The organism is Streptomyces speibonae (assembly GCF_984686075.1).
Map to the genome: position 1 here is coordinate 6722962 of NZ_OZ480260.1, position 23696 is coordinate 6746657.

Annotated in this window: 24 protein-coding genes; 8 read left to right on the forward strand and 16 right to left on the reverse strand. The window is 74.1% G+C overall.

The features are described 5' to 3' along the window. Window positions 1-18 precede the first annotated feature (18 nt). Complete coding sequence (locus AC5L3C_RS30235) at window positions 19-1080, reverse strand: lytic polysaccharide monooxygenase auxiliary activity family 9 protein (RefSeq protein ID WP_493652147.1); 1062 nt, start codon at window positions 1078-1080, stop codon at window positions 19-21. Between the two features lie 178 nt (window positions 1081-1258). Between AC5L3C_RS30235 and AC5L3C_RS30240 the strand changes: the two genes are divergently transcribed. Then, window positions 1259-1732: a GNAT family N-acetyltransferase gene (locus tag AC5L3C_RS30240; RefSeq protein ID WP_493652148.1), complete on the forward strand. Its 474-nt coding sequence runs from the start codon at window positions 1259-1261 to the stop codon at window positions 1730-1732. A 20-nt stretch (window positions 1733-1752) separates the two neighbouring features. Here the strand turns inward: AC5L3C_RS30240 and AC5L3C_RS30245 are convergent, their stop codons facing one another. Continuing rightward, entirely contained in the window at window positions 1753-1887 is a 135-nt protein-coding gene (locus AC5L3C_RS30245; protein ID WP_125507759.1) for a hypothetical protein, read from the reverse strand. Between the two features lie 138 nt (window positions 1888-2025). On the opposite strand from AC5L3C_RS30245, the gene AC5L3C_RS30250 reads away from it, so the two are divergent. Next, on the forward strand, window positions 2026-2646 hold the full coding sequence (locus tag AC5L3C_RS30250; RefSeq protein WP_493652149.1) for a class I SAM-dependent methyltransferase: 621 nt from the start codon (window positions 2026-2028) through the stop codon (window positions 2644-2646). Window positions 2647-2709: 63 nt separating this feature from the next. Here the strand turns inward: AC5L3C_RS30250 and AC5L3C_RS30255 are convergent, their stop codons facing one another. Together AC5L3C_RS30255 and AC5L3C_RS30260 are read right to left on the reverse strand one after the other, a co-directional pair. Beyond that, a complete protein-coding gene (locus AC5L3C_RS30255; RefSeq protein ID WP_125507763.1) occupies window positions 2710-3210 on the reverse strand; it encodes a ribonuclease FAU-1 family protein in 501 nt (166 codons plus the stop codon). Continuing rightward, window positions 3191-4120, reverse strand: a complete 930-nt coding sequence (locus AC5L3C_RS30260) for a GNAT family N-acetyltransferase (protein ID WP_493652151.1) — start codon at window positions 4118-4120, stop codon at window positions 3191-3193. Before AC5L3C_RS30260 ends, AC5L3C_RS30255 begins: the two co-directional genes overlap by 20 nt. A gap of 107 nt (window positions 4121-4227) precedes the next feature. Between AC5L3C_RS30260 and AC5L3C_RS30265 the strand changes: the two genes are divergently transcribed. Next, a complete protein-coding gene (locus AC5L3C_RS30265; protein ID WP_493652152.1) occupies window positions 4228-4593 on the forward strand; it encodes a GntR family transcriptional regulator in 366 nt (121 codons plus the stop codon). Between the two features lie 81 nt (window positions 4594-4674). Here AC5L3C_RS30265 and AC5L3C_RS30270 read toward each other — a convergent pair whose 3' ends face one another. From AC5L3C_RS30270 to AC5L3C_RS30290, 5 genes are all read right to left on the reverse strand, one after another. Beyond that, window positions 4675-5442, reverse strand: a complete 768-nt coding sequence (locus AC5L3C_RS30270; protein ID WP_493652154.1) for a DUF72 domain-containing protein — start codon at window positions 5440-5442, stop codon at window positions 4675-4677. A 16-nt stretch (window positions 5443-5458) separates the two neighbouring features. Then, a complete protein-coding gene (locus tag AC5L3C_RS30275; protein WP_493652155.1) occupies window positions 5459-6553 on the reverse strand; it encodes a DUF5925 domain-containing protein in 1095 nt (364 codons plus the stop codon). Window positions 6554-6615: 62 nt separating this feature from the next. Beyond that, the gene (locus AC5L3C_RS30280; RefSeq protein WP_493652156.1) at window positions 6616-7437 is read right to left on the reverse strand and encodes a polysaccharide deacetylase family protein; all 822 of its coding nucleotides are present in this window, start codon (window positions 7435-7437) and stop codon (window positions 6616-6618) included. Beyond that, the gene (locus AC5L3C_RS30285) at window positions 7430-8440 is read right to left on the reverse strand and encodes a glycosyltransferase family 2 protein (protein ID WP_493652157.1); all 1011 of its coding nucleotides are present in this window, start codon (window positions 8438-8440) and stop codon (window positions 7430-7432) included. The genes AC5L3C_RS30280 and AC5L3C_RS30285 overlap by 8 nt, the downstream gene beginning before the upstream one ends. Continuing rightward, window positions 8437-9258, reverse strand: coding sequence for a glycosyltransferase family 2 protein (locus AC5L3C_RS30290; protein WP_493652159.1), 822 nt, complete (start codon window positions 9256-9258; stop codon window positions 8437-8439). The genes AC5L3C_RS30285 and AC5L3C_RS30290 overlap by 4 nt, the downstream gene beginning before the upstream one ends. Before the next feature lie 607 nt (window positions 9259-9865). Between AC5L3C_RS30290 and AC5L3C_RS30295 the strand changes: the two genes are divergently transcribed. After that, the gene (locus tag AC5L3C_RS30295; RefSeq protein ID WP_493652160.1) at window positions 9866-10672 is read left to right on the forward strand and encodes an SGNH/GDSL hydrolase family protein; all 807 of its coding nucleotides are present in this window, start codon (window positions 9866-9868) and stop codon (window positions 10670-10672) included. Between the two features lie 4 nt (window positions 10673-10676). Here AC5L3C_RS30295 and AC5L3C_RS30300 read toward each other — a convergent pair whose 3' ends face one another. The 4 genes from AC5L3C_RS30300 to AC5L3C_RS30315 form a co-directional block, all read right to left on the reverse strand. After that, window positions 10677-12347, reverse strand: a complete 1671-nt coding sequence (locus tag AC5L3C_RS30300; RefSeq protein ID WP_493652161.1) for a serine/threonine-protein kinase — start codon at window positions 12345-12347, stop codon at window positions 10677-10679. A gap of 9 nt (window positions 12348-12356) precedes the next feature. After that, window positions 12357-13934 carry a HoxN/HupN/NixA family nickel/cobalt transporter gene (locus tag AC5L3C_RS30305; RefSeq protein ID WP_493652163.1) on the reverse strand — a complete coding sequence of 526 codons (1578 nt, stop codon included), beginning with the start codon at window positions 13932-13934 and terminating at the stop codon, window positions 12357-12359. Beyond that, on the reverse strand, window positions 13931-15337 hold the full coding sequence (locus AC5L3C_RS30310) for a tetratricopeptide repeat protein (protein WP_493654088.1): 1407 nt from the start codon (window positions 15335-15337) through the stop codon (window positions 13931-13933). The genes AC5L3C_RS30305 and AC5L3C_RS30310 overlap by 4 nt, the downstream gene beginning before the upstream one ends. A gap of 769 nt (window positions 15338-16106) precedes the next feature. Further along, the gene (locus AC5L3C_RS30315) at window positions 16107-17639 is read right to left on the reverse strand and encodes a DUF4331 domain-containing protein (RefSeq protein WP_493652165.1); all 1533 of its coding nucleotides are present in this window, start codon (window positions 17637-17639) and stop codon (window positions 16107-16109) included. A gap of 246 nt (window positions 17640-17885) precedes the next feature. Between AC5L3C_RS30315 and AC5L3C_RS30320 the strand changes: the two genes are divergently transcribed. The 3 genes from AC5L3C_RS30320 (at window position 17886) to AC5L3C_RS30330 (ending at window position 19642) form a co-directional block, all read left to right on the forward strand. Continuing rightward, window positions 17886-18428: a sigma-70 family RNA polymerase sigma factor gene (locus AC5L3C_RS30320; RefSeq protein WP_125507782.1), complete on the forward strand. Its 543-nt coding sequence runs from the start codon at window positions 17886-17888 to the stop codon at window positions 18426-18428. Beyond that, complete coding sequence (locus tag AC5L3C_RS30325) at window positions 18425-19240, forward strand: anti-sigma factor (RefSeq protein WP_493652167.1); 816 nt, start codon at window positions 18425-18427, stop codon at window positions 19238-19240. The genes AC5L3C_RS30320 and AC5L3C_RS30325 overlap by 4 nt, the downstream gene beginning before the upstream one ends. A gap of 126 nt (window positions 19241-19366) precedes the next feature. Beyond that, window positions 19367-19642, forward strand: a complete 276-nt coding sequence (locus AC5L3C_RS30330; protein WP_493652168.1) for a hypothetical protein — start codon at window positions 19367-19369, stop codon at window positions 19640-19642. A gap of 177 nt (window positions 19643-19819) precedes the next feature. Here the strand turns inward: AC5L3C_RS30330 and AC5L3C_RS30335 are convergent, their stop codons facing one another. After that, window positions 19820-20602, reverse strand: coding sequence for an ABC transporter permease (locus tag AC5L3C_RS30335; protein WP_493652170.1), 783 nt, complete (start codon window positions 20600-20602; stop codon window positions 19820-19822). After that, window positions 20599-21576 (reverse strand): ATP-binding cassette domain-containing protein, encoded by a 978-nt coding sequence (locus tag AC5L3C_RS30340; RefSeq protein WP_493652172.1) that lies wholly within the window; start codon window positions 21574-21576, stop codon window positions 20599-20601. The genes AC5L3C_RS30335 and AC5L3C_RS30340 overlap by 4 nt, the downstream gene beginning before the upstream one ends. A gap of 62 nt (window positions 21577-21638) precedes the next feature. On the opposite strand from AC5L3C_RS30340, the gene AC5L3C_RS30345 reads away from it, so the two are divergent. After that, on the forward strand, window positions 21639-22352 hold the full coding sequence (locus tag AC5L3C_RS30345) for a TetR/AcrR family transcriptional regulator (RefSeq protein ID WP_493652174.1): 714 nt from the start codon (window positions 21639-21641) through the stop codon (window positions 22350-22352). A 129-nt stretch (window positions 22353-22481) separates the two neighbouring features. Here the strand turns inward: AC5L3C_RS30345 and AC5L3C_RS30350 are convergent, their stop codons facing one another. Then, a complete protein-coding gene (locus AC5L3C_RS30350; RefSeq protein WP_493652175.1) occupies window positions 22482-23681 on the reverse strand; it encodes a type ISP restriction/modification enzyme in 1200 nt (399 codons plus the stop codon). Window positions 23682-23696 lie beyond the last annotated feature (15 nt).

Sequence of the window (23696 nt, forward strand, 5' to 3'; positions counted from 1 at the left end):
GGGCCCCGGGCCCGTGGATCAGCGGCCGTGCCGCCCGGTCACCGTGCGCCGCCGCGCGGAGGCGAACAGCGCCGCCGAGCCGAGCGCCAGCGCCGCGGCGCCGCCGATCATCAGATACGGAGTGCCTGCGTCACCACCGGTCTCCGCGAGGTTCTCGCCGGACCCGGCCGCCTTGGGCCGGGTCCCGGTCCCGTCGTCCGTGCCGGGGCCGTCGTCCGCCGCGACCGGCTCCGCCGAGGTGCGGGGGTCGTCGTCACCGTGCCCGTGGTTCTCGACGGTCGACTTGCCGGCACCCTCCTCGATCTGCTCCTCGGACGGGGCGGAGGCCGTCGGCGCCGGATCCGCCGCCTCGTCCGACGAGCCACCCGAGCCGGAGGACTCGCCGCCGCCCTCCTCGCCGCCACCCGTCCCGTCCCCGCCGGACTCGCCCCCGCCCGCCTGTGAGCCGCCCCCGAAGGTGACGTCCGAGCAGGAGTAGAACGCCTCCGGGCTGTCCGACCGCTGCCACACCGCGTACAGCACCTGCTTGCCGGAGCGCTCGGGCAGGGTGCCGGTGAAGGTGTAGAAGCCGCCCGACGCGGCCGGGTCGGTGGCCGACGCCACCGGGTTCGCCAGATCCAGGTCGCCCCAGGCCAGCGGCTGCGACGGGTCGTAGCCGGGCTTGGTGATGTACACCTTGAAGGCCCCCTTGTGCGGGGCCGTCACGCGGTACTTGAAGGTGTACGAGCCGCTGCTCACGCTCGTCGTGGGCCAGTCCGTACGGGCCAGGTCGAGTCCCTTGAACGCCTCGTTGCCCGCGCTGCACAGCTTGCCGTCGGGGATGAGCTCCTGGTGGCGCCCGCCCGCGTCACCGATGCGGATGCCGTTCCAGTCGTAGAGCGCCTGGGTGCCGCCGGCCGAGACCGCCGCCCCGCACGCCGCCGACCCGGGGCTCTCCGGACCCTCGGCGTAGCACTGCGCGACCCGGCTGACCGGGTCGCCCATCGAACCGTGCGCGGCCGCCGGCGCGGCGGACAGCCCGGTCAGGGCGAGCGGGGCGAGACCGGCGACGGCGACAGCGGCCTTACGGCGTGCGGACATGGGGCAGCAACTCCTCGACAACGGCGATCTCTGGATCCTTGGGGGGAATCCCGTGGGGGTGGCTCAGAAGCTAGCCCCAAAGAAGCGCGAAATCGCCGGGTGAGGGCCCGCGGGAGAGATCCTTATGGCCGCGTTAAGGGAGTGCTCAGGCTGGGATCAGGTAGGTAGCGTGCGCGGCATGACGCACCCGCGGATCCGCCCGGCCGTCGCCGCCGACGTTCCCGAGGTGAAGGCGGTGATCGACGCCGCCTTCCGGCCCTACATCGCGCGCATCGGGGTGGTGCCGGTGCCCATCGAGGCGGACCACGCGGCGGACGTGGCCGCGGGCAAGGTGTTCGTGGCGGAGGCGCCGGGGGACGCGGCGGGCGCCGCGCGGGTGACCGGGCTCCTCGTGCTCGAGCCCCGCGGGGACCACCTCTACCTGGACGTCCTCGCCGTCCGCCCGGCCGCGCGGGGCACGGGGCTGGGGCGGCTGCTGCTGGAGTTCGTGGAGGCACGCGCGCGTGCGCTCGGGCTGCCCGAGATCAGGCTCTTCACCCACGCCATGATGTGGGAGAACCGCAGGATCTACCCGAAGTTCGGCTACGAGGCCGTGGAACGCGGGGTCACCGGACCCTACGACCGGATCCACTACCGCAAGCGGCTGGAGTGAACCCCGCGCGGCGCGGGCGTTCAGCAGTCGGGCCACCAGGTGCGGGCGATGTCCTTGCGGACCTCGGGTCGTCCCGCGGGGCGCTCGTCGGCCTCCTCGCGGACCTGGCGGGTGTCCGTCTTCCTCGGGGGCTTCTGCACGGTGATGCGGCGCATGGCTGCCTCCTTCAGGGTCCACCGGATTCCGCGTTCTCACGGAGGTAGACCTTTCGGGGGAGAGTTCCTCATCGGTCCCGTTCTGTCTGTGGCGGCAGTCACGATTCGATTGTCAGTGGCGGGTGTCACTCTGGGGCCATGACCACGTATGACGGTGACGGGGCGGGCACGGACGGTGTCGACTGGGACGCGCGGGCCGCGGCCTTCGACGAGGAGCCGGACCACGGGCTGCGCGACCCGGAGGTGCGCGCGGCCTGGGCCGGGCGGCTGCGGGACTGGCTGCCCGCGCGGGCCGGTGACGTCCTCGACGTCGGCTGCGGCACCGGCAGCCTGTCGCTCCTCGCGGCCGAGCAGGGGCACCGGATCACCGGGGTCGACGCCTCCCGGGCGATGGTGGCGCGCGCCCGCGAGAAGCTCGCCGGACGCGACGCGGTGTTCCTCGTCGGCGACGCGGCGGCACCACCGGTCGGCGAGGAGCGCTACGACGCGGTCCTGGTCCGGCATGTGCTCTGGGCGCTGCCCGAGCCGCGGCGGGTGCTGCGGCACTGGCGCGACCTGCTGCGGCCGGGCGGGCGACTGGTGCTGGTCGAGGGCGTGTGGGGGACGGTGAACCCGGCCGGCATGCCGCAGGAGACGCTCACCGCCCTGCTCGCGCCGATGGCCCGGGAGCTGCGCGTGGAGCGGCTGTCCGGGGACCGGGCGCTGTGGGGCCGCGACGTGGACGACGAGCGCTATGCGGTGGTCGCGGTCCCGGACTGAAACGGGACCGCGCAACACCGCTCAGGGGCCGTTCGGGGGCTGTTCGGGAACCGCCCGTGCCGCTCAGGCGAGCAGTGCTCCGAACCCGCCCTCACGGGCCCGGGCGTCCAGCTCGTCGAGGGCGGCCACCGCGGCGGCCGCCGCCTCGGGATCCTTCGTGAGCAGCCCGCTCGCCGCGAACTCGTCCTCGTCGAGCCGCCGTATGTCCGTGCCGTCCGCGGAGACCCACAGGTCCAGGTCGAGGTCCTCGACGACCAGCCGGCCCCCGGAGAGCTCCGCCGGGCGGGTGATGTCGCAGTAGTGGCCCTTGAGGACGCCCCCGGCGGTGCGGACCTCCTTCACGGAGTACCACCGGTCGCGCCAGTAGTGCTCCGTGAAGACGTCCCCGGGCTCGAAGCGCACGAAGCCGAAGTCGCGCACGCCGCTCCCCGCCCAGGGGGCGCGCACACTGACGCGCGTGCCGTCGTCGGCGAGCAGGTCGGCCGGGTAGCGGATCTTCATCCGCCCCGCCTTGACGAGGACGACCTCCACCCGCGCCGGTCCGTCAGCCGAGTTCGCGGACATACCGCACCTCCGTCCCGCAGATCTCGTAACCGAACCACTTGTTGATCGCGATCATCGGCCCGTTCCCGGTGTCGTTGCCCGTGAACGCCTCCGTGTACCCGGCCGCGCGGGCGCGATGCAGGGAGTCGTTCTTGGCGAGCTTGGCCAGGCCCCGGCCCCGGTGGGCGCGGGCGGTACCGGTCATGGCCGTGGCGTACCGGGTGCCGCCGTCAACGCGGGCCGCGGAGAAGGCGGCGGGCCGGCCGTCGACCAGCGCCACCGTGGTCAGCTCCGGGCTGAACATCGGGTGCCGCCAGGTCTGGGCCAGCCACGCCTCGTAGTCGGTGAACTCGGCGTCCACATCGCTCGGCTCGTCCGCCATGGTCTCCGCGTCCAGCTCGAACAGCGGGCGCGGGTCACCGGCGAAGTCCGAGGCCGGGCGCAGCTCCACGCCCGGCGGCGGGTCCTGGAGCGGGGGCAGGGTGCCGCCCGCCAGGTCCAGGCGCAGGAAGTGGGCGGAGCGGCTCGCCCGGTACCCGTGCCGCTCGGCGAACGCGCGGTGCCCCGGCTCGTCCAGCACCCAGGCCAGCAGTCTGGTCGCCCCGTGCGCGGCCAGATGCTCCTCGGCGGCGCGCACGAGCAGCGTGCCCGCGCCCCGGCGCGTGTGCCCCGGATGGACGTAGACATTGACGTTGCCGTGGCCCGGCTCGGAGCTCTCGTGCGCCAGGTGCACCTGCGCCGTGCCGATCACCTCGCCGTCGGCGACGGCCACGAGGGGCCGGTAGCGGGCGTCGGGGGGCAGGTGCGCCAGGTCGTGGGCCAGGGAGTCCGGGGTGACGAGGATGAACGGCAGCGCGGCGTGCCGGACCCGGGCGAAGCCATCGAGGTCGGCGCGCGCGACGGAGCGCAGATCGCGGATGGTCACTGTCATGGGGGCGCACGCTACGGCGGACGCGCGCGGGGTGCCTCCCATTTTTCCGGCGGGTGCGGGAGGTACGGCGGGTGCGGGATGCGCGGCCGGTGCGGGACAATCATGGCGTGACCTTGAAGATCCGGATCGAGGACGGCGCGCCGCCGTACGAGCAGGTAAGGGCCCAGATCTCCGAGCAGGCCCGGTCGGGAGCGCTGCCGGTGGGATACCGGCTGCCGACGGTGCGGGGGCTGGCCGAGACGCTCGGCCTCGCCGCGAACACGGTGGCGAAGGCGTACCGGGCGCTGGAGGCCGACGGGGTGATCGAGACGCGGGGGCGGAACGGGACGGTGGTCGCTGCCGCGGGCTCGGCGGCGGAACGCGAGGCCGCGTCGGCGGCGCAGGGGTACGCGGAGCGGGTTCGGCGGCTGGGGCTGAGTGAGGAGGAGGCGCTCGCTGCCGTACGAGATGCCCTGCGTGCGGCTTTTGAGTGAGCGCCGTCGCGGCCGGGGTGTGTGCCCGGCCGCCGACTCGCTGTGGCTTGTCGCGCCCACGCGGCGGAGCCGCATGTCGACTCAGCCCCGCGCCCCTTGGGGAGTTCGAGTGACCCTGTGCTGCGTTGTGCGGGCCAGCCGGGCGAAGAGGGTGGCGTCGGTCACCGCTGCCGCGTGGGGGTCGTTGTTGAAGTAGGTGTAGATGTCCTCGCGGGGGGACCACGTGGTCGCGATGCGGTCGAGCCAGGTGCGCAGGGACTGGCGGCCGTAGTGGGGCCAGGGCTGGGCGCGGCCCTGGTGGAAGCGGACGTAGCCCCAGTCGGCCGTGCGCCACAGGGGCGTCACCGGGCGGGCCAGCACGTCGGCCCAGCACAGGGCGGCGCCCCGGGACTCCAGTACGGCGCGTGTCTCCGGCGTCCACCAGGACGGATGGCGCGGCTCGACCGCCACCCGTGTCGAGGCGGGGAAACAGCGCAGACAGGCGTGCAGCAGCGCGGGGTCGGCCCGGAGCGTGGGCGGGAGCTGGAGGAGGACCGGGCCGAGCCGGTCGCCCAGTCCGGCGGCCCGGCTCATCAGGCGTTCCACCGGCTCCTCGGGATCGCGCAGCCGTTTGATGTGCGTCAGGTAGCGGCTCGCCTTGACCGCGACGACGAAGCCCGGCGGGGTGCGCTCCCGCCAGGCCTCGAAGGTCTCCCGGGACGGCAGCCGGTAGAAGGCGTTGTTGATCTCGACGGTGGCGAACTGTGCCGCGTACTCCTCCAGCCAGAGACGCACCGGAAGACCGGCCGGGTACAGCACCCCGCGCCAGTCCTTGTACTGCCACCCCGACGTCCCGACGAACAGGGTCATACAGCCATCAAAGCACCTACAGGTACAGGCCCGCGTCCGCGTCGCCCCGCGGTTCCGGCAGGGCGGTCGGTGACGTGCCCCGGCGCAGCGCGTACAGCTCCGCCAGGGTCGCGCCCTGGCGTCCGACGCCCTCCTCGGTGCCCAGCCAGTTCACCGCCTCCGCGCGGGTGAGCTGCCCCACCTCGATCCGGGCGAGGCAGCGGCCGGGACGGACCACGGCCGGGTGGAGACGCTCCAGGTCCTCGTTGGTGGTGACCCCCACCAGCACGTTGCGCCCCTGGCCGAGCAGACCGTCCGTCAGGTTCAGCAGCCGGGAGAGGGCCTGGCCCGCGGTGTGCTTGGCCTCGCCGCGGATCAGTTCGTCGCAGTCCTCGAGGAGCAGCAGCCGCCAGCGGCCCTTGCCCGAGGTGTCCTCCTCGCCGATGGCGATGTCCATCAGATAGCCGACGTCGGAGAAGAGCCGCTCCGGGTCCAGGACGCAGTCCACCTGGCACCAGTCCCGCCAGGAGCGGGCCAGCGTGCGCAGCGCGGAGGTCTTGCCGGTGCCCGGCGGGCCGTGCAGCAGGAGCAGCCGGCCCGAGATGTCCTCGGGCGTCGTCTTCATCAGACGGTCCATCGCGTCCGCCACCGGGGCGGTGTAGTTGGGCCGGATCTCCTCCCAGGTGCCCGCCGAGATCCTCCGGGTGGTGCGGTGCGGGCCGCGGCGCGGGGAGACGTACCAGAAGCCCATGGTGACGTGCTCCGGCTGGGGTTCGGGCTCGTCCGCGGCGCCGTCGGTGGCCTCGCCGAGGATCTTCGCGGCGAGGTCGGCGCTGGTCGCGGTGACCGTGACGTCGGCGCCCCGGTTCCAGCGGGAGATCAGCAGGGTCCAGCCGTCGCCCTCGGCCAGGGTGGCGCTGCGGTCGTCGTCCCGGGCCAGCCGCAGCACCCGCGCGTTCGCGGGCAGCAGGGTCGCGCCGGAGCGCACGCGGTCGATGTTGACGGCGTGCGAGTACGGCTGCTCGCCCGTCGCGAAGCGGCCGAGGAACAGCGCGTCGACGACATCGGACGGGGAGTCGCTGTCGTCGACGTGGAGCCGGATCGGCAGGGCGTCGTGCGGTTGCGCGGACATGTTCGCCATGATCGGTCACGCCGACGCCCCGTGCACCCGATTTCCCCGGCTCACATGGCAGATCACTCCGGTACGGCACGGTGGCCGGACCGCGGCCGGCTCAGCAGCCGTGCCGCCCGCCGGGTGCGGCGCACCATCGCGTACCCCTTGGTCAGGGCGCGGTCCCGCGCGAAGGTGCGGCCGACCGCGCGCCCCTGGATCAGCCGTTCGAACTCGGCGGCGGTCGTCGACCTGCGCACCGTCACGCGCCGCAGGGCGTACGGCCCCTGGGCGCGGCGGGCGAGGCCGTTGCCGACGGCGAGGGCCTGGGCGTAGCCCGTCTCCCGCACCGCCTCGCGCACCCGGCGGCTGGAGTAGCCGTAGGGATACGCGAACGAGGCGGGCCGGGAGCCCAGCTGGTCCGAGAGGATCTCCGCGCACCGGATCAGCTCGGAGCGCAGCCGGTCCTCGTCGAGCTGGTCGAGCTGCGGATGGCTGTGGCTGTGCCCGCCGATCTCCACACCGCCGTCCGCCAGGTCCCGCACCTGGCCCCAGTCGAGCATGGTGTCCGGGCCGCCGCCGGTGTCGTACGGCCCCCGGAGCCAGCCGGTGGAGACGAACAGGGTGGCCGGGAAGCCGTGCCGCGCCAGGACGGGCAGGGCGTGCCGGTGCACGCCTTCGTAGCCGTCGTCGAAGGTGACCAGGACCGGCCGCGCGGGCAGCGGGCGGCCCGAGCGCCAGCGGGCGGCCAGTTCGGCCGTGGTGAGCGGGGTGAGGCCCCGGTCCGCGATCACCGCCATCTGCCCGGCGAACGCCCCGGGGGAGACGGACAGGGCGCGGGTCGCCCCGGCGGGGTCGTCCGCGACCGCGTGGTACATGAGGACGGGGACGCGTACGTCAGTCATGGCCGCCGCCCTCCCCGACGGCCGCGACGGAGAAGGTGACCCCGCCCCGCCGGGCCCGCACGCTCCCCACCAGATAGCCGCCCGCCGCCGTGAGCACCCCGGCGACGATCGCCCCCGCGCGGCCCGCGCCGCCCGGGCGGGCCAGCAGGGCGTCGCGCAGCCCCCGCACCACCCCGGCGGGCAGCACCCGCGTGGTGTACCGGCGTTCCGACTCCAGCCCCTTGTCCGCGCCGACGCTGCGGGCCACCAGCGCCTTGGACAGGCCCTCGGCGTAGGTCCGGGTCCGGAAGTAGCGGAAGTGCTCGCGGGCCTCGGGCACCCGGTGGTGGATCACCGCGCGGTCGTCGATCAGCAGGATCGCGTCGGGCCGGGCGCGGCCGAGGCGGATGCACAGCTCCGTCTCCTCCCCGCCCAGCGGGCGCTTGCTGCCGTCGCGTCCGATGCCGGTGGCGAAGCCGCCCGCCGCGTCGAAGGCCTCGCGCCGGAAGGAGGCGTTGCCGCCCAGGACGTTGCGCACCCGCACCCGTCCGCTCGGCAGGCCCCGGTAGGTGCAGCCCACCACCCAGTCGAACTCCTCGGGGAACCACGCGGGACGCCGGCCCGAGGCCCAGACCGGCTCGGTGCGCCCGCCGACCGCCAGCACGCGCGGGTCGGCGTACCCCGCGGCGAGGTGCTTCAGCCAGTCGCGTTCGGCCACGGCGTCGTCGTCGAGGAAGGCGACGACGTCGCCGCGCGCGGCGGCGATGCCGGTGTTGCGGCCTGCGGACAGACCGCGGGGGCCCGCGTTGGCGAGCACCCGCACGACGGAGCCGTCCGGGGGATCCTTGAACTCCTGGACGAGACGGTCCAGGAGCGCCTGGTTGTGGTCGACGACCAGCAGGGTCTCCAGGGCCGGCCGTGACTGCGCCCGCACCGAGGCGACCGCCGCGAGGACGTCCGCCCAGCGGTCCTCGGTGTAGGCGCAGATCACGACCGAGACGCCCGGGGTTCCGGGATCGCTCAAGACGCCTTCCCCCGGACCGTGTCGAGCAGCGGCGAGTGGCGCGGACGGCGGCGCAGCGCCCGCCGGTTGGAGCGCTCACCGAGGATCACCCGCAGCACCCGCAGACCGTCGCGCACCGCCCGCAGATTGCTGGTGCCGTGGATGCGCAGGTATTCGTGGCTGGGGATCTCCTGCACCTTCAGCCCGGCCTTGACGACCCGTATGTTCATCAGGGTCTCGACCTCGAAGCCGGTGCAGTCGAGGTCGATCTTGTCCAGGCAGTGCCGCCAGAAGGCGTTGTAGCCGTAGCAGAGGTCGGTGTACCGCGCGCCGAACTTGCGGTTGACCACGGCGCACAGCACCCGGTTGCCGAGTTTGCGGATGAAGGTCATGTCGTCGGTGCCGCCGCCGTTGGCGAAGCGGGACCCCTTGGCGAAGTCCGCGCCGGAGACCAGTGCGGAGACATAGCTGACGATCTCGTTGCCGTCCGCCGAGCCGTCCGCGTCGACCATCACGATGATGTCGCCGGTGCAGGCCTCGAAGCCGGAGCGCAGCGCGTCGCCCTTGCCCTTGCCGCGCTGCCCGACGACCTTCACGCCGGACCGCAGTCCGCGGGCCACCTCGACGGTGTTGTCGGTGGAGTTGCCGTCGACCAGGACCACTTCGTGGATCCAGTCGGGAAGCGTCTTGAAGACGTACGGCAGGTTCTCCGCCTCGTTCATGGCCGGGATCACCACGCTCACCGGCGGCGCGATGGCCAGGTGCGAGGAGACGGGCCGGTACTTCCCGGCGGGCGGCGGATCCTGGTCCGCGGCCGCCGGCTGCAGTACGGAGCTCATGAGTCTGGTCCCTCTCGTCCGGTGGACCGCCCGCCCCTCGGGCAGCCCGGCTGTTCGTCCGGTTCGAAAGGGGGGTTCTCACTCCACGGCACGACGGAAGGAACCGCCGTGCACGCAGGGTGAGCTGGCAAAACTGGCCGGCCGTGAGAACGGCGGCCGACCGCGCGGCACGGCCCGGTCACCAGTGCGGTCACCGAGCACGGCACCCCCCTACCGCGCCCCGCGCCGGTTCGTCGCGGTCCTGAGCCCTCCCCTGGAGCCGCGTACTGACGGACCGATGCGGGTGAGATGTATGACGGTATTGACGATTGAACCCGAATGGCAAGACCTGGAACGGCATCCCACGTTTGTGCTGGTTATGCCGTGACAGGTGTCGCTTGCCCGGATTTCTGTGTCTGCATGGCCGACTTTGCCCCCTGAAGCGTCGGATGCCGGGCTTCAATGTGGCGCACCCCGTAGAGGGCGTCAAGGGTCGAAAGGGTTGAAAGTCCCTCCGAACAGATTTCGTCCAGAATTGAAACGGCAACAGTTTTGGCATGAACACTTCCGGTCAACACGCGTAGTTGGTACGACGGTTGAGGCAGAGATCCTGCTAAAGGGAGGTTCCATGAGACGTTCCCGACTTGTCCGCTTCCTTGGCCCACTCCTCCTCGCCGTCACCACCGCCCTCACCGGGGCAACGGCGGCACACGCGTCCCAACTGGCCGCGACCGGCGGCTATGTGGCGCTCGGCGACTCCTACTCCTCCGGTGTCGGAGCCGGCAGCTACATCTCCTCGAGCGGCGACTGCAAGCGCAGCACGAAGGCCTACCCCTACCTCTGGGCGGCCGCCAACTCACCCTCGTCCTTCGACTTCACCGCCTGCTCGGGCGCCCGAACGGGTGATGTTCTCTCCGGGCAGCTCGGTCCGCTCTCCACCGCCACCGGTCTGGTCTCGATCAGCGTGGGAGGCAACGACGCGGGCTTCGCCGACGTCATGACGACCTGTGTGCTCCAGTCCGACAGCTCCTGCCTCTCCCGGATCGCCACCGCGCGGGCGTACGTCGACTCGACGCTGCCCGGCAGGCTCGACAGCGTCTACTCGGCGATCAGCGACCGGGCGCCGAACGCCGACGTCGTGGTGCTCGGCTACCCCCGCTTCTACCAGCTCGGCACCTTCTGCATCGGTCTCTCCGAGACCAAGCGGAAGGCGATCAACGGCGCCGCCGACCATCTCGACAACGCCATCGCCCAGCGCGCCCGGGCGCACGGCTTCACCTTCGGCGACGTACGCACCACGTTCACCGGCCACGAGATCTGCTCCGGCAACTCCTGGCTGCACAGCGTGGACTGGTTCAACATCGGCAACTCGTACCACCCGAAGGCGGCCGGCCAGTCCGGCGGCTATCTTCCGGTGTTCGACGCCGCGGCCTGACCCGTCAGGAGCCGCCGTCCGGACCGGAGGAAGAAGCGGAGGCCCCGCCCGTCGGGGTCTCCGTCTCACACGTCACCGAGAACGGCACCGTCTCGGACCTGGTGTGCACCGGCCGGCGGACCTCCACACCGATCCGGCTGCTGAACGTCCCGTTCTCCGCGTACGTCGTCACCGTCACCGTGTCCTGCTTCGAACGCCCGCCCCCGTCGGCGAACGACAGGGTCCGCCAGCCCGGATCGGCCACCGAGCCGTCCTCGGCCACCCAGCGGTAGGACACCTCGGCGGGCAGCCGTCCCACCGTGAACGTCGCCGTGAAGGCGGGCGCCCGCTCGCCCGGCGGCGGACAGCCGCCGGAGTACTCCGTGCGCACCCCGGTGACCGTCACCGACACCGTCTGCGGCGGCGGAGTGCTCTCCTCACCTTCCCCGTCGTCCCCGCTCGCGGTGGGGGAGGGGCCCGGATCCTCCGTTTCCGGTGTCGCGCCTGAGCCCTCGCCCTCCTCCTCGCCGGTCCGCGCCGGCGAACTGACACCGCCGCCGCCGTTCCTGGCCTCCTGACCGCCGTCCCCGCGGTTGAGCAGCGCGTACGACAGCCCGGCCAGCGCCAGGGCCAGCACGACCACACCCACCACCAGCACGACCGCACTGCGCCGGTCACGCCCCGGCCGGGCGACCGGGGCGGCCACCGTCGGCGACCCCGCGACCGGCGCCGGGGCAGCGGGCGGGGGCGTCTCCGGGTGCGGCAGCGGAAGCGCGGCCACCGTCGGCGCGTACGGCGCCGAACGCGCCGTGTCCGCGCGGGGCGTGCCCCCGGCGCCGATGACCCGCAGCTCCTCGTGCGCCCGCTCCGCCGGCAGCCGCTCGGCCGGGTTCTTGCGCAACAGCCCCGCGATGACCGGGGCGAGCGGACCCGCCCGGCGCGGTGGCGGCAGTTCCTCGTCCACGATCGCCCGCAGCGTGCTCAGCGGAGTGTCCTGACGGAAGGGCGAGACGCCCTCCACCGCCGCGTACAGCAGCACACCGAGCGACCACAGATCCGACTCGGGCCCCGGCGTACGCCCCAGCGCCCGCTCCGGCGCGAGGAACTCGGGCGATCCGACGACCTCCCCCGTCATGGTCAGCGCGGAGCTGCCCTCGACCATGGCGATCCCGAAGTCGGTGAGTACCACCCGCCCGTCGTTGGCGATGAGGACGTTCGCGGGTTTCACGTCCCGGTGCAGCACCCCGGCCCCGTGCGCGGCCCGCAGCGCGGTCAGCACCTCCGCGCCGATCTGCGCGGCCCGCCGCGGCGGCAACGGACCCTCCGCCTCCAGCACGTCGGCGAGCGAGAGGCCGCGGACCAGCTCCATGACGATCCACGGACGCCCCTCCTCGACCGCCACGTCGTACACCGTCACCACCGTGCGGTCCGAGATCCGGGCCGCCGCCCACGCCTCCCGCTCCAGCCGCGCGTACAGCCGCTCCACGTCGGACGCCGGCAGTCCGGCCGGGGCGCGCACCTCCTTGACGGCGACCTCGCGGTGCAGCAGCTCGTCGCGAGCCCGCCACACCGTGCCCATCCCGCCCTCGCCCAGCGGCGACAGCAGCCGGTAGCGATCCGCGATCACCCGCTCACTGCCCGGTTCTTCGGACACGGCGCCCCCATTCGCATCCGGGCGAATTCTCCCTTTCCTCATGAAAGTAGCTCAGCCGAGCGCCGATGCCGCCCCCCTGAACACCAATCCGGCGCCCAACGCCAGGACGACGAACGCCGATCCGAGGGGCGCGCTGCGGCGCACCAGCGCCGCCCAGGGGGCGGACGTCCAGCGCGGCCGCCGGTCCAGCAGCCGCGTCACACCGCTGCCCGCCTTGACGACCGCGTACCCGGCCGCGGTCAGGGTCAGGGCCAGCCCGACGCCGTACGCCACGACGAGCAGCAGCCCGAACCAGGCCTGGCCGAGCGCGGCGGCGCCGACCAGCACCACGACGGCCGACGGACTGGGCACCAGCCCGCCGGCGAACCCGAGCAGGATCGTGCCCCGGAGGGTGGGCGCGGCGGGGTGGGTGTGGGTCCGGCCGCCGTGGGTGTGCTCGACATGGCCGTGCGGCTGTTCGTGGTTGTGCGTGTGGCTGTGGGCGTGCTCGTGGTGGTGGGCGTGGTCGTGGCCGTGACCGTGGGGGTGGGCGTGCTCGTGGTCGTGCGAGTGCGAGTGCGAGTGCGAGTGCGGGTGCGGGTGTACGTGCCCGTGACCGCGGCCGCGCAGGGCACGGCGTACGAGGCTCGCGCCGGCCAGGGTGACGAGGACACCGCTCGCGACGCCCAGCCAGGCGATCACCGACGGCGCCGCCGCCGAACCCGCCGTGACCAGCAGCCCCAGGGCGACCACACCGAGCGTGTGGGTCACCGTGACCGACGCGGCCATGGGCAGGACGTCCCGCAGCCGGGCCCTGCCCCCGCGCGCCGCGGCCGTCGCGGCCATGAGGGTCTTGCCGTGCCCCGGGGCGAGCGCGTGCATCGCGCCGAGCCCCACGGCGATCAGCAGGGCCAGCGCGGCGAATCCCGCGGTGAGATCGCGCCGGGCGACGAGTTCGTCCAGGGCACGCGTGAAACGGTCCGCCCCGCGCGGCAGCACCGCCGAGGCGGGCGCGTCGGCCTCCTCCCCGGTCAGGGCGGGACCGCCGGGCCGGACACGCAGGGTCGCGGTCCTGGAGTCGGCGGGGGAGGAGAGCAACTCCTCCGGATACCGGGTCAGTTCGCGCGACAGCGACGCCGCGGGCACGTCCGAGGCGGTGAGCGTCATACGGTCGCCCCGCGCGGTGATCTCCCGCCAGCCGGGACCGGACGCCGCGCCCGCACCCTGGAAGCGCACGTCCACGGTGTCGCCGTCCGGGAGCGGCGCGGTCAGCCCGCACTCCACGCGGAGGGTGTCGAGCCCCGCCTGACCGGGGCGCACGCGCGCGCGGGCGTCGCGCACGGTCAGCGGGGCCGCGCGGCCGCCCACCCGCACCTCGCTGTCCCGCGCGGCCGCGGCACAGCGCTCCCGCGCCCAGCCGTCCCGGCCCAGCCGGTCGATGTCCGGCCCGGCCTGCGTGGCCGGGATCTCGGCGAGGTCCTCGACATGCCGGACGCGCAGTTCACCGGGCGCGGCCACCAGGCCGTCGTAGCGGTTGACGGTGAAGTTGCCGAGCGGGTGCGCGCTCGCCGTCGTGGCCGGCGCCAGCACGAGCGCGCAGGCGGCGGTGAGGACGGCGGCACCCGCGGCGGGACGACGGAGGAGGATCACCGTGCCGCCTCCAGTTCCTCGAGCGCGGCCCGTGCCGCGCGGGCGCCCAGCGGCGAGAACGCCGGGTTCAGTTCCAGTGCCGCGGTGAGGGAGGCACGGGCGGCCCGGTCGTCCCCGACGGCCTTCTCGATCATGCCCCGGTGATAGAGGAGGACGGCGTCGCGGTAGCCGGTGGCGGTGGCACGGCGGGCGTACCGCAGGGCCTCCCTGTCGCGGCCGTTGACGTGCAGGGCCCAGGCGAGGGCGTCCGCGGTGTGCACCGTGTGCCGGCGGTCCCACTCCGCGCGGGCCGCGCGCAGCGCCTCCCCGGCGTCCCCGTGATCTGCCGCGGCCAGCGCGGTGTCGAGGTCGGCGGCGACCCCGCCGGCGCGGGCCAGCGCGGTCCAGGCGTCGACGAGGGCGTACTGGGCGCGTGCCTTCGCGCGGTCGCCGTCGGCGCCGCGCGCCTCGTACAGCTCGCCCAGGGCGACCAGCGGGCCGGGCAGCGGGGCACGGGCGACGACCCGCTCCAGCGTGGTGACGGCCCCCGCGCGGTCCCCGCTCGCGGCCTGGGCGCGGGCCCGGCCCTCCAGAGCGGGCAGATACGTGTCGTCGGCGGCGAGCGCCCGCGCGTAGTGCGTGAGCGCCGCCTCGTGGTCGCCACGGCTCCGGGCCAGCTGCCCCAGCGCGGTCGCCACATACGCCACGTCCGCGGGCGTGGCCGCGCTGTCGAGGGCGCGCCGCAGCACCTTCCGCGCGGTGCGTACGTCGCCCCGCAGCTCCTTCACGTACGCGTACCGCGTGAACACCGGCACCCCGGGCCGCCTGCGGTCGGCGGTGGCGGCGGCCTCGGCGGCCTCGTCGTACCGGCCCAGCTCGACCAGGGCGTCGATACGGGAGCACAGGGCGCGCTCGCTGTAGGGGTTCTGCTCCAGGGCCCGGTCGGCGAAGTCCAGGGCCCGGGCGAAGTCGTGCCGGGCGGCGGCGAGGGCGGCCTGGCCGGCCAGGGCCGGATCGTTGTCCGGCTTCAGGGCGAGGGAACGCTCGAGCGCCCGCTCGGCCTTCGGGTAGCGGGAGGGGTCCCCGTGGGTCCGCGCCTGTTCGACGTAGGCCGTGCCCAGCGTGGCCCAGCCGGTGAAGTCACGGGGCTGGTCCCGCAGATGGGCCTGAAGGGAACGGATCCCGGTGTCGAGGTCGCCCCCGGCGAGCGCACCGGCCGCGACCGCCGCGGTGCCGGTGCCGGTCCCGGCCCGCCCGCCGTCCCGGTCACCGCCGGCCGCGATGCTTCCCGCGGTCAGCGCGACGGCCAGCAGCACGGCGCACGAGGCGGCGTGCAGCCCGCGCCCGCGCCGCGCGGCGGCGGCGAACCGCCGCAGCACCGCGATTCGCCGTCCCGGGTCCGCACTCCCCTCCGGGACGGCCACCCGGTCCCGCCCCCGGCCGCCCTCCACGTCCGCGCCGTGGCCGGGGCTGTCCGTCGCGTGCCGGTGCTCGGTGCCGGTGGCGGTCCGCGGCGTGTGTGCCGGGTCCGGGAGGCGGCGGGCCCGCGGTGTGCCGCCGGCCCTCGCCCGACGACCGCCGGCCGGCTCACCTTGCGCGTCCGCGCCCCGGGCGGCGGTCTTCCCGGACTCCGGTGCCGGGGTGCCGGCCCCGCCTTCGCCGGCCGCTTCCCGGCCGTCCTCGCCCCGGCGCCCGTGCCCCGGTCCGTCCGCCGCCTGCGCGCGGGCAGCGGTGTCCACCCGGTGCCGCTCCTCGCGCCGGCGTGCACCGGGCACCGTGTGCGGCCCGTGCCGGTCCACGGGCTCGCGGCTGTCGGCCGGCCGGGGGAGGTTCCGTCCCGCCGTCACCGGGTCGGCGGATCCCGGCCCGTGACCGTCCCCCCTGTCCTGGCCGTCCTGTGGCCGGAGTCCGGAGGTCTCCTCGCCCTCGGCTCCCGGCCGCTGACGCGGTGTCACCGCACGCGCCCGCTGCGGGGCGGCGGCCCCCGTCCGCTCTCCGTCCCCGCCGGGGCGCAGCGGTGCCGGAGGCGTACCGGCGGGGCCGGAACCATCCGGTGCGGGCGGCACCGGACCCTGCTCGTCGTCGTTCGTGCCCGGGGGCATGGCCTCTCCTCGGAGGGTTCGGCGGCACGGCCCGTGCCGTGGGGGTCGGGTGAGGACGGGCCGCGCCTGCTGGTGGGGAAGGGGACCGGGGTCAGTACGCCCGGCGGCGCATCCGGCGCCACCACATCAGCGCCACGCCGATCAGCAGCAGCCCGCCGGCGCCGGCACCCGCGGACGCGGCGATCAGGGCCGTGTCGTCCGAGCCCTCCGCGCCCGCCGGGCTCAGCGCGTCACCGAGCTGGCTGCGGACGTCGTTGCCGCCGTCCACGCCCTTGGCGAGCGGACCGCGCGATCCCTCCGTCGGGTTCGCCAGATACGGGAAGGCCTTGCCGAACTCCTTGTCATTGGCGTCGACCGCGTCCCCCAGGTCGTTCTCCGCACCGACCAGTTCACCCTCGACGACCTGGAGCGCGGCGTCGATCACGTCATCCGTGAGCCGGCGCCCGTTGGGGAAGCCGGCCTTGTCCCCGTCCAGGACGCCCAGCCGCTTCGGCTCGGCGGCCGGCTCGACGGAGGTGTTGAGGCGCAGCATCTCCGACGGCGTGACGTGCGGCGGCTGGTTGAGCCCTTCGACGCCCTTGAGGAAGACGTCGACGAGGTCGTTGCGGGGCGTGTCGGGCGCCGGGATCTTGTAGATCCCCTCGATCAGCTTCGGCAGCTCCGGCTCGGTGACGTTCTTCAGGAACTGCGCGTCGTCCCACGGACCCGACGCGTTGAACGTGTCCTTGTCCTTCAGCGGGTTGACGACCTCGTTCACCAGCGGGTTGCCCAGCCGCGACACCTGGACGAAGTGCCCCTCGGCGTTCTTGCGCTGCGTGGTCGACCAGATGCCGACGACCGGCTGGTCCGCCGACTCCGTGATCATGTCGGTCGGGACCTGCAGCGCGAGGGAGTTGACGTTGTAGCCCTTGAGCGTGTCGTTGCCGACCTCCGAGAGGTTCCCGCCGTACAGCAGGTCGAAGACCCGCAGGTCCAGGAAGAACGGGTCGTCGGCCTGGCCGGCGAACGTCGTGGCCCCGCCCGCGAGTTCGTGGATTGCCTGCTTGCGCAGCGTGTCGTAGTCCGGCATGGACGCCTTGCCGACGTTCGACGGGGCGACCGGGACGTCGTCCGCGATCTTCGTGCGGGACACCGCGTGCTGGTCCTTCAGCTTCAGCAGCTCGATGTCGTAGGTCTGCGTGATGTTGAGGTCCTGGTCGTCCAGGCTGGTGACCGGGCCCGTGTTGTACAGGAACGTCTTGTCGTTCTTGGTGTGGGTGGTGAACGTGTAGCGGAAGAGCAGTTCGCCCTGCGCGTCACCGTTGTTGTCGATGTGGATGTCGTACTGCGCGTCCTCGGCGAACGTGAAGAAGTTCGGACCGCCGGCCGGCTCCTCGAAGGGGATCCAGTTCGCGATGATCGTCGTCGTGTCCGGCTTGTCGGGGCTGACGAACGCGTAGAGGTCCGTGTTGTCGAACTGCGGGGTGCCCGAGATCAGCGGGGCCTCCCGGTGGGAGGAGGCGGAGGCCGCCTCCGGTTCCAGCGTGGACACACCGGCGGCTGCGAGCCCCCCGGCGGCCAGCGCACCGCAGATGAGGGTCGCGAGACTCCTGCGCCCCGCACCGGTCCTGGAATTAGGTGTCATGCCGTCCGTCCTCAGTGCCGACTTGCCTTGACGCACTGGGATTCGGAGCACGCGACGGGCCGGATTGGTCGACTTCTTCGAATCGTTCCCCGGCCCCTCCCGGCGGGCGGCCGCACCCGTAGCATTTCTCGCTGCCGACCCGCGTTTTCGGGCCCGGTGATCCGTACTTCCCATCCGGAGGCTCGCGCGCTGCGAATGCCTCGTGTGACCGGGTGGCCCCGCGGGGCCGGGAGAGGGGAACGCGCGTTGGAGGCGGACGAACTGCTGGTGCGGGTGGCCGGGGGTGACCAGAAGGCGTTCGAGGATCTGTACGGGCTGGTCTCGGGGCCGGTGTACGGGCTGGTGCGGCGGGTGGTGCGGGACCCCGCGCAGTCCGAGGAGGTGGCCCAGGAGGTGCTGCTGGAACTCTGGCGCTCCGCCGCGCGGTTCGACCCGGGCCGGGGCAGCGCCCTGTCCTGGGTGCTCACCCTCGCCCACCGCCGCGCCGTCGACCGGGTCCGCAGCGCCCGCGCGGCCGGCGAGCGGGAGCAGCGCGAGGCCAGGCGCGGCCACGGTCCGGCCTTCGACCAGGTCGCCGAGGAGGTCGAGGCCGGCCTCGAACGGGAGTGGGTACGCCGCTGCCTGGACCGGCTCACCGCGCTCCAGCGCCAGTCGGTCACCCTCGCCTACTACGACGGCTACACCTACCGGGAGGTGGCCGAGCGGCTCTCACTGCCGCTGGGCACCGTCAAGACCCGGATGCGCGACGGACTGACCCGCCTGCGCGAGTGCCTGGGAGGTGCCGCATGAGCCTGTTCGGCCGACTGCTGTCCCGCGGCGACCAGCACTCGCTGGCCGCCCCGTACGCCCTGGACGCGCTGGAGCCCGCCGAGCGGGTCCGCTTCGAGAAGCATCTGGCCTCCTGCGCCCGCTGCGCCGCGGAGGTGCGCGACCTCGCCGAGGACGCCGTCCGTCTCGCCTGGTCCACGGCCGCGCCGGCGCCGCCCGCGATGCGGGACCGGGTGCTGGCCGCGGTCCGGACCACCGCCCAGGAGCCCGCACCCCGGGAATCGGCACGCGCGCGTGCGCCGCAACTGCCGCCGCACGTCTGGGGCGCCGCGCCCCCGCCCGCCCGTGAGCGGCGCCGGGCACCGCTGTTCGTACCGTTCGCCACGGCCACCGCCGCCGCGGCCCTCGTCGTCGCCTCCCTGTTCGCCGTCCAGGCGGACCGCACCCAGGACCGGCTCGACGCCGAACGCGACCGGGCGCGTGAGATCGCCCACGTCCTGGCCGCCCCCGACGCGCGGGCGGGCAGCGGGCAGGACGGGGACGGCCGCACGATCGGAGTGATCGCGTCCGCGTCGACCCGCAAGGCGGTCGTCACGCTCGGCGGATACGGCGACCCTCCGAACGGACGTGTGCGTCAGCTCTGGCTGATGGGCCCGGGGGAGCAACCGCGTTCCCTGGGCCTCTTCGAGGGCGACACGCCGCTGGTCGCCTCGGGTCTGGACCCCGCGGCGACGTCACTCGCCGTGACCGTCGAGCCCGACGGCGGCTCTCCGCAGCCGACCGGCCAACCCATCGTCCAACTCGCCCTGAAAACGGTCGGATTCGGAGAGTAACCATCGCCGGTTCGTCAACACCCTTATGGGGAAGGTGAATCCTGTGACCTCGATACACGAGTGCCCGTACGGGGCGATAGGGTTACTCTGCCCGGGCCGGGTGGACTCGTACGGGTGGGGAGTGACATGGAACAGATAACAGTGCGCAGCAGGGCCAGGGTCCCTGCGATCACCTGCGGGAGCAGCGCGACCAGTTCGCGCCTCGACCGCCATCTCTCGGTCCTGTCGGGACCGGCGGTCCCGCAGCGCGAGACGGCCGAGGCGACCACGCTGATGCGCGAGCTGACCGCGCACGACACCGTGCCCAACCGCGACGCCAGGGGCGCGCGGGCCCGCACGAGCCGCGTCAAGCTCTTCGCCCCGCTGCGCCGACTGCGCCGCTCCCTGTTCGGCAGCCGGTAGCGCCCGCGCCGGACGGTCCCCGCCGTCCCGGCGCAGCGCCACCGCCCCGCCCGTCATCCCCGCGGGCCTTCCGGGGCACGTGGCGCACCAGCGCCCTCAGCACGTCCCTTACCGGCGCCCCCGGTCCCACCCGGCCACGACCCGGGGGCCCGCCGGTCCCTCCCCGCCACCCCCACGTCAGCGCTCGCCGCGCGCGTACGCCCGCACCGCGAGCGGCACGAACACCGCGAGCAGCACCGCGATCCAGGCCAGCGATCCCGCGACGGGATGCGCCACCGGCCAGGCCGCCCCCTCCGGCACCGGCGCGTTGCCGAAGAGGTCCCGCAGCGCCGTCGCCACCGCGCTGATCGGGTTCCACTCCGCCACCGTGCGCAGACCGCCCGGAAGTCCTTCGGCCGGGATGTACGCGCTGGACAGCAGCGGCAGCAGGAAGGTCGCCCCGCCCAGCTGACCGGCCGCCTCCTCGTTCCGGGTGTGCAGCCCCAGGAAGATCCCGGCCCACACGCACGCGAACCGGAACAGCAGCAACAGCGCCAACGCGCCCACGGCGGCCGGGACACCGCCCTCCACGCGCCAGCCGACCGCCAGCCCCACCAGCAGGAACGGCACCGTTCCCGCAGCCGTCACCAGGACGTCCGCCACGGCCTGGCCCATCGGCACGGCGGCCCGGCTCACCGGCAGCGTGCGCAGCCGGTCCGTCATCCCGCGGTGCACGTCCTGCGCGGCCTGGAACATGCCGGTCATCACCCCGCCCGCCGCCGTTGCCACGAGCAGCCCCGGCACCAGGAAGGACCGGTACTCGGCGCCCGGCACGGCGAGCGCGCTGCCGAAGACGTAGCCGAAGAAGAGCAGCATGCTGACCGGCATCGTCTGGGTGAGGACCAGCAGCCCCGGGTTGTTCCGCATCCGCCGCAGCTGCCGGCCGAGCAGTGCGGTGCCGTCGTATGCCAACGTGCTCATGCGGCACGCTCCTTGTCGTCGCCGGGGCGGCCGGCGAGGGCGCCGGGGCCCTCGGTCAGCCGCAGGAACACATCGTCGAGGGTCGGGGGCCGCAGGCTCGCGTCGAGCAGCGGCACGCCCGCCGTGTCCAGCGTGCGCACCAGGTGCGGGAGGGTGAGCGTCGCGTCCTTGGTGACCACCGCGACCGCGTTCCGCTCCCGGTCCAGGGAGGGCTGCGAGCCGGTGAGCCGGTCCAGCACCCCGGCGGCGTCCGCCAGCGCGCCGGCGTGCGCGACGACCACTTCCGCGTGCGTTCCGACCAGTGCCTTGAGTTCGGCCGGCGAACCGGTGTGCGCCACCCTTCCCCGGTCCACCAGGGCGATGTCGTCGGCGAGCCGGTCGGCCTCCTCCAGATACTGGGTGGTGAGCAGCACGGTCGTGCCCTCGTCGGTCAGCTCGCCCACCGCCTTCCAGATCAGCGTGCGGCTGGCCGGGTCGAGACCGGTCGTCGGCTCGTCCAGGAACAGCACCTCGGGGCGGCGGATCAGGCTCGCCGCGAGGTCCAGCCGGCGGCGCATACCGCCGGACCAGCCGGACGCCGGCCGGTCCGCCGCCTCCGTCAGCCCGAACCTCTCGAGCAGCTCGGCGGCCCGCGCGGCGGCCTTGTCCACCCGGTGCAGCCGGGCGAACAGGCGCAGATTCTCGCGCCCGGTGAGATCCCCGTCGATCGAGGTGTCCTGCCCGGTGACGCCGATCCTGCGGCGGACGGCGGCCGCCTCCCGGACGAGATCGTGACCCGCGACGCGCGCGGATCCCGCGTCGGGCCGCAGCAGCGTGGTCAGCAGCCGGACGGCCGTGGTCTTGCCCGCGCCATTGGGCCCGAGCACCCCGCACACGGTGCCCTCGGCCACCGCCAGATCCAGCCCCCGCAGGGCATGGACCTCCCCGAAACGCTTCTCCAGACCCTCACTAAGTACAGCGTACGTAGTAGTCATGGGTTGACCATAGCGCATTACGTACGGTGTACGTAACTACGATGGTGGGGAGGTGATGACCGATGGCGGGCCGAGCGGCCGAACCCCACGTGATCTGGGCGCGCCCCGAGCGCACCGGCCGTGGACCCAAACCGGCGTACACCCGCGCCGACATCGCCGCGGCGGCGGTGCGCATCGCCGACGCCGACGGCCTGGACGCGGTCTCCATGCGCCGCGTCGCCGCCGAACTGGGCTGCGGCACCATGTCGCTGTACAACTACGTCCCCCGCAAGGAGGACCTGCACGAGCTGATGGTGGACGCGGTCGCCGGCGAGCACGAGCTGTGGGAGCCCACCGGAGACTGGCGCGCCGACATGCTGCGGGTGGCCCATCAGACGCGGTCGCTGATGCACCGCCACCCGTGGCTGCCGCGGCTGATGTCGCCCGTCTACGGCTTCAGCCCCAACTCCCTGCGCTATCTCGAACACTGCCTGGCCTGCCTGGACACGCTCCCCGCGCCCTACGGCACCAAGCTGGAGCTGATCGCGATGCTGAACGGCATCGTGACGACGTACGTCACCAACGAGCTGGCCACCGCCGAACGCACGCGCTCGCTGCCCTGGTCCCAGGAGCAGGAGGACGCCGTCCGGATCGCCTACCTGGGCGCCCGGATCGCGACCGGCGCCTATCCGCGGATGGCGGCGGCCTTCACGGAGGACGCCGGCCCGATCGACCTGGAGGCCGTCTTCGAACGCGCCCTCACCCGCATGCTGGACGGCTTCGAACCCCGCGACTGACCCCGGGCCGGCACAGCGGCCCGTCCGGCGTTCGAGGACGAGGACGAGGCCCGTTCAGGGCCGAAAGGGGGTCCGGGGGCGAAGCCCCAGGGGACGGGACGGGAAGGGGCGGCGGGGGCGAGAAAAATCTCAGAGCAGCGCGAGTTGCCCCTCCGGCCCCTCCTCGTGGGCGTCCAGCACCGAGGCGGGCCGCCGGGCGGCGGACGGAACCGGCAGCACACCGGCCTCGCGCAGCTCGGCCGGAGTGATCGGCCGGGGAAGCCCCGACTCCGTCAACGCCACCTGCTCCGCCCGCAGCTCCGCCAGCAACGTGAGCACCGTGACGAGCTCCAGCAGCTCCGACGTCCAGGCCTGCGGCCAGACGACCGGCCGGATCGCCGCCAGCGTCCCCGGCTCACCCGCCTCCGTACGCGCCGCGAACCACTGCTCCAGCACCCGGACACCCCCGGCCTCGAACTCCCACGCCTCGGGCGGCACGGGGGAGACGCGGCCCTCGTCGAGCAGCAGCGCCTCCTCGTCCCGGTCGTAGCGCACGGTCAGCGGCCGGGAGGGCAGCGGGGCACGGACGTAGGGGCGGCGTCCGCCCGGCAGTTTGGGCCGTTCCCCGTCGCGCCGCATCAGCCACAGCATCCTGCGGCCCACCGCCACGCCCCGCTCCCACGCGTCCGCGTCCCCGGTGAGCGGCACCGCGAGGCCCGTCGGCGTCGGCCGGGCCACGGCCGTCGTCCAGGCGAGGACGTCCACGGGGGAGGGGGCGTGGCCGAGCCGGGCGGCGAGGTGGCCGGTCAGGCCCGGCGCCAGGTTGGGCTCGGCGGCCCCCGGGCGGCGGTACAACGGGCGGACGCGCCCCGCGCGCAGCACGGGCGGCAGGGAGGTGGCGAGCAGCGGCGGACCGGCGTCGCCGTCGGCGGCACCGCCGCGCGCGCCTTGCGCCTCCACGACGAAGACCTGCCGCTCGTCCGCCACCCGCCACAACTCGGGCCGGGCCGCGTCGATCAGCCGCTGATCGGGGATCAGCCACTGCTCGTCGAACGGGGCGTACAGGACCCGCACCGGCTCGGCGCACGGACCCGAGGCGCGGGCCAGCCGCTCCGTGCCGCCGTCCCGCCCCGGCAGCCGGCCGACCGCGGAGTGCGGGGTCCGGGCGCGCGTGGACTGGAACAGGGCCTCGCGGTCCTCTCCCGTGGCCTTCATCAGGGTGTCCCAACGGGCCTTCAGACACGCCGCGTCGGGGGCCGCCGGCCACCCCCGGCCGAGCCGCGGCGGTGCGACGGACCACGGCATGAGGTCCGCCAGCAGCGGAGCGTCGTCGTGCGTCACGCAGGGCATCGTACGGCCTGGGAC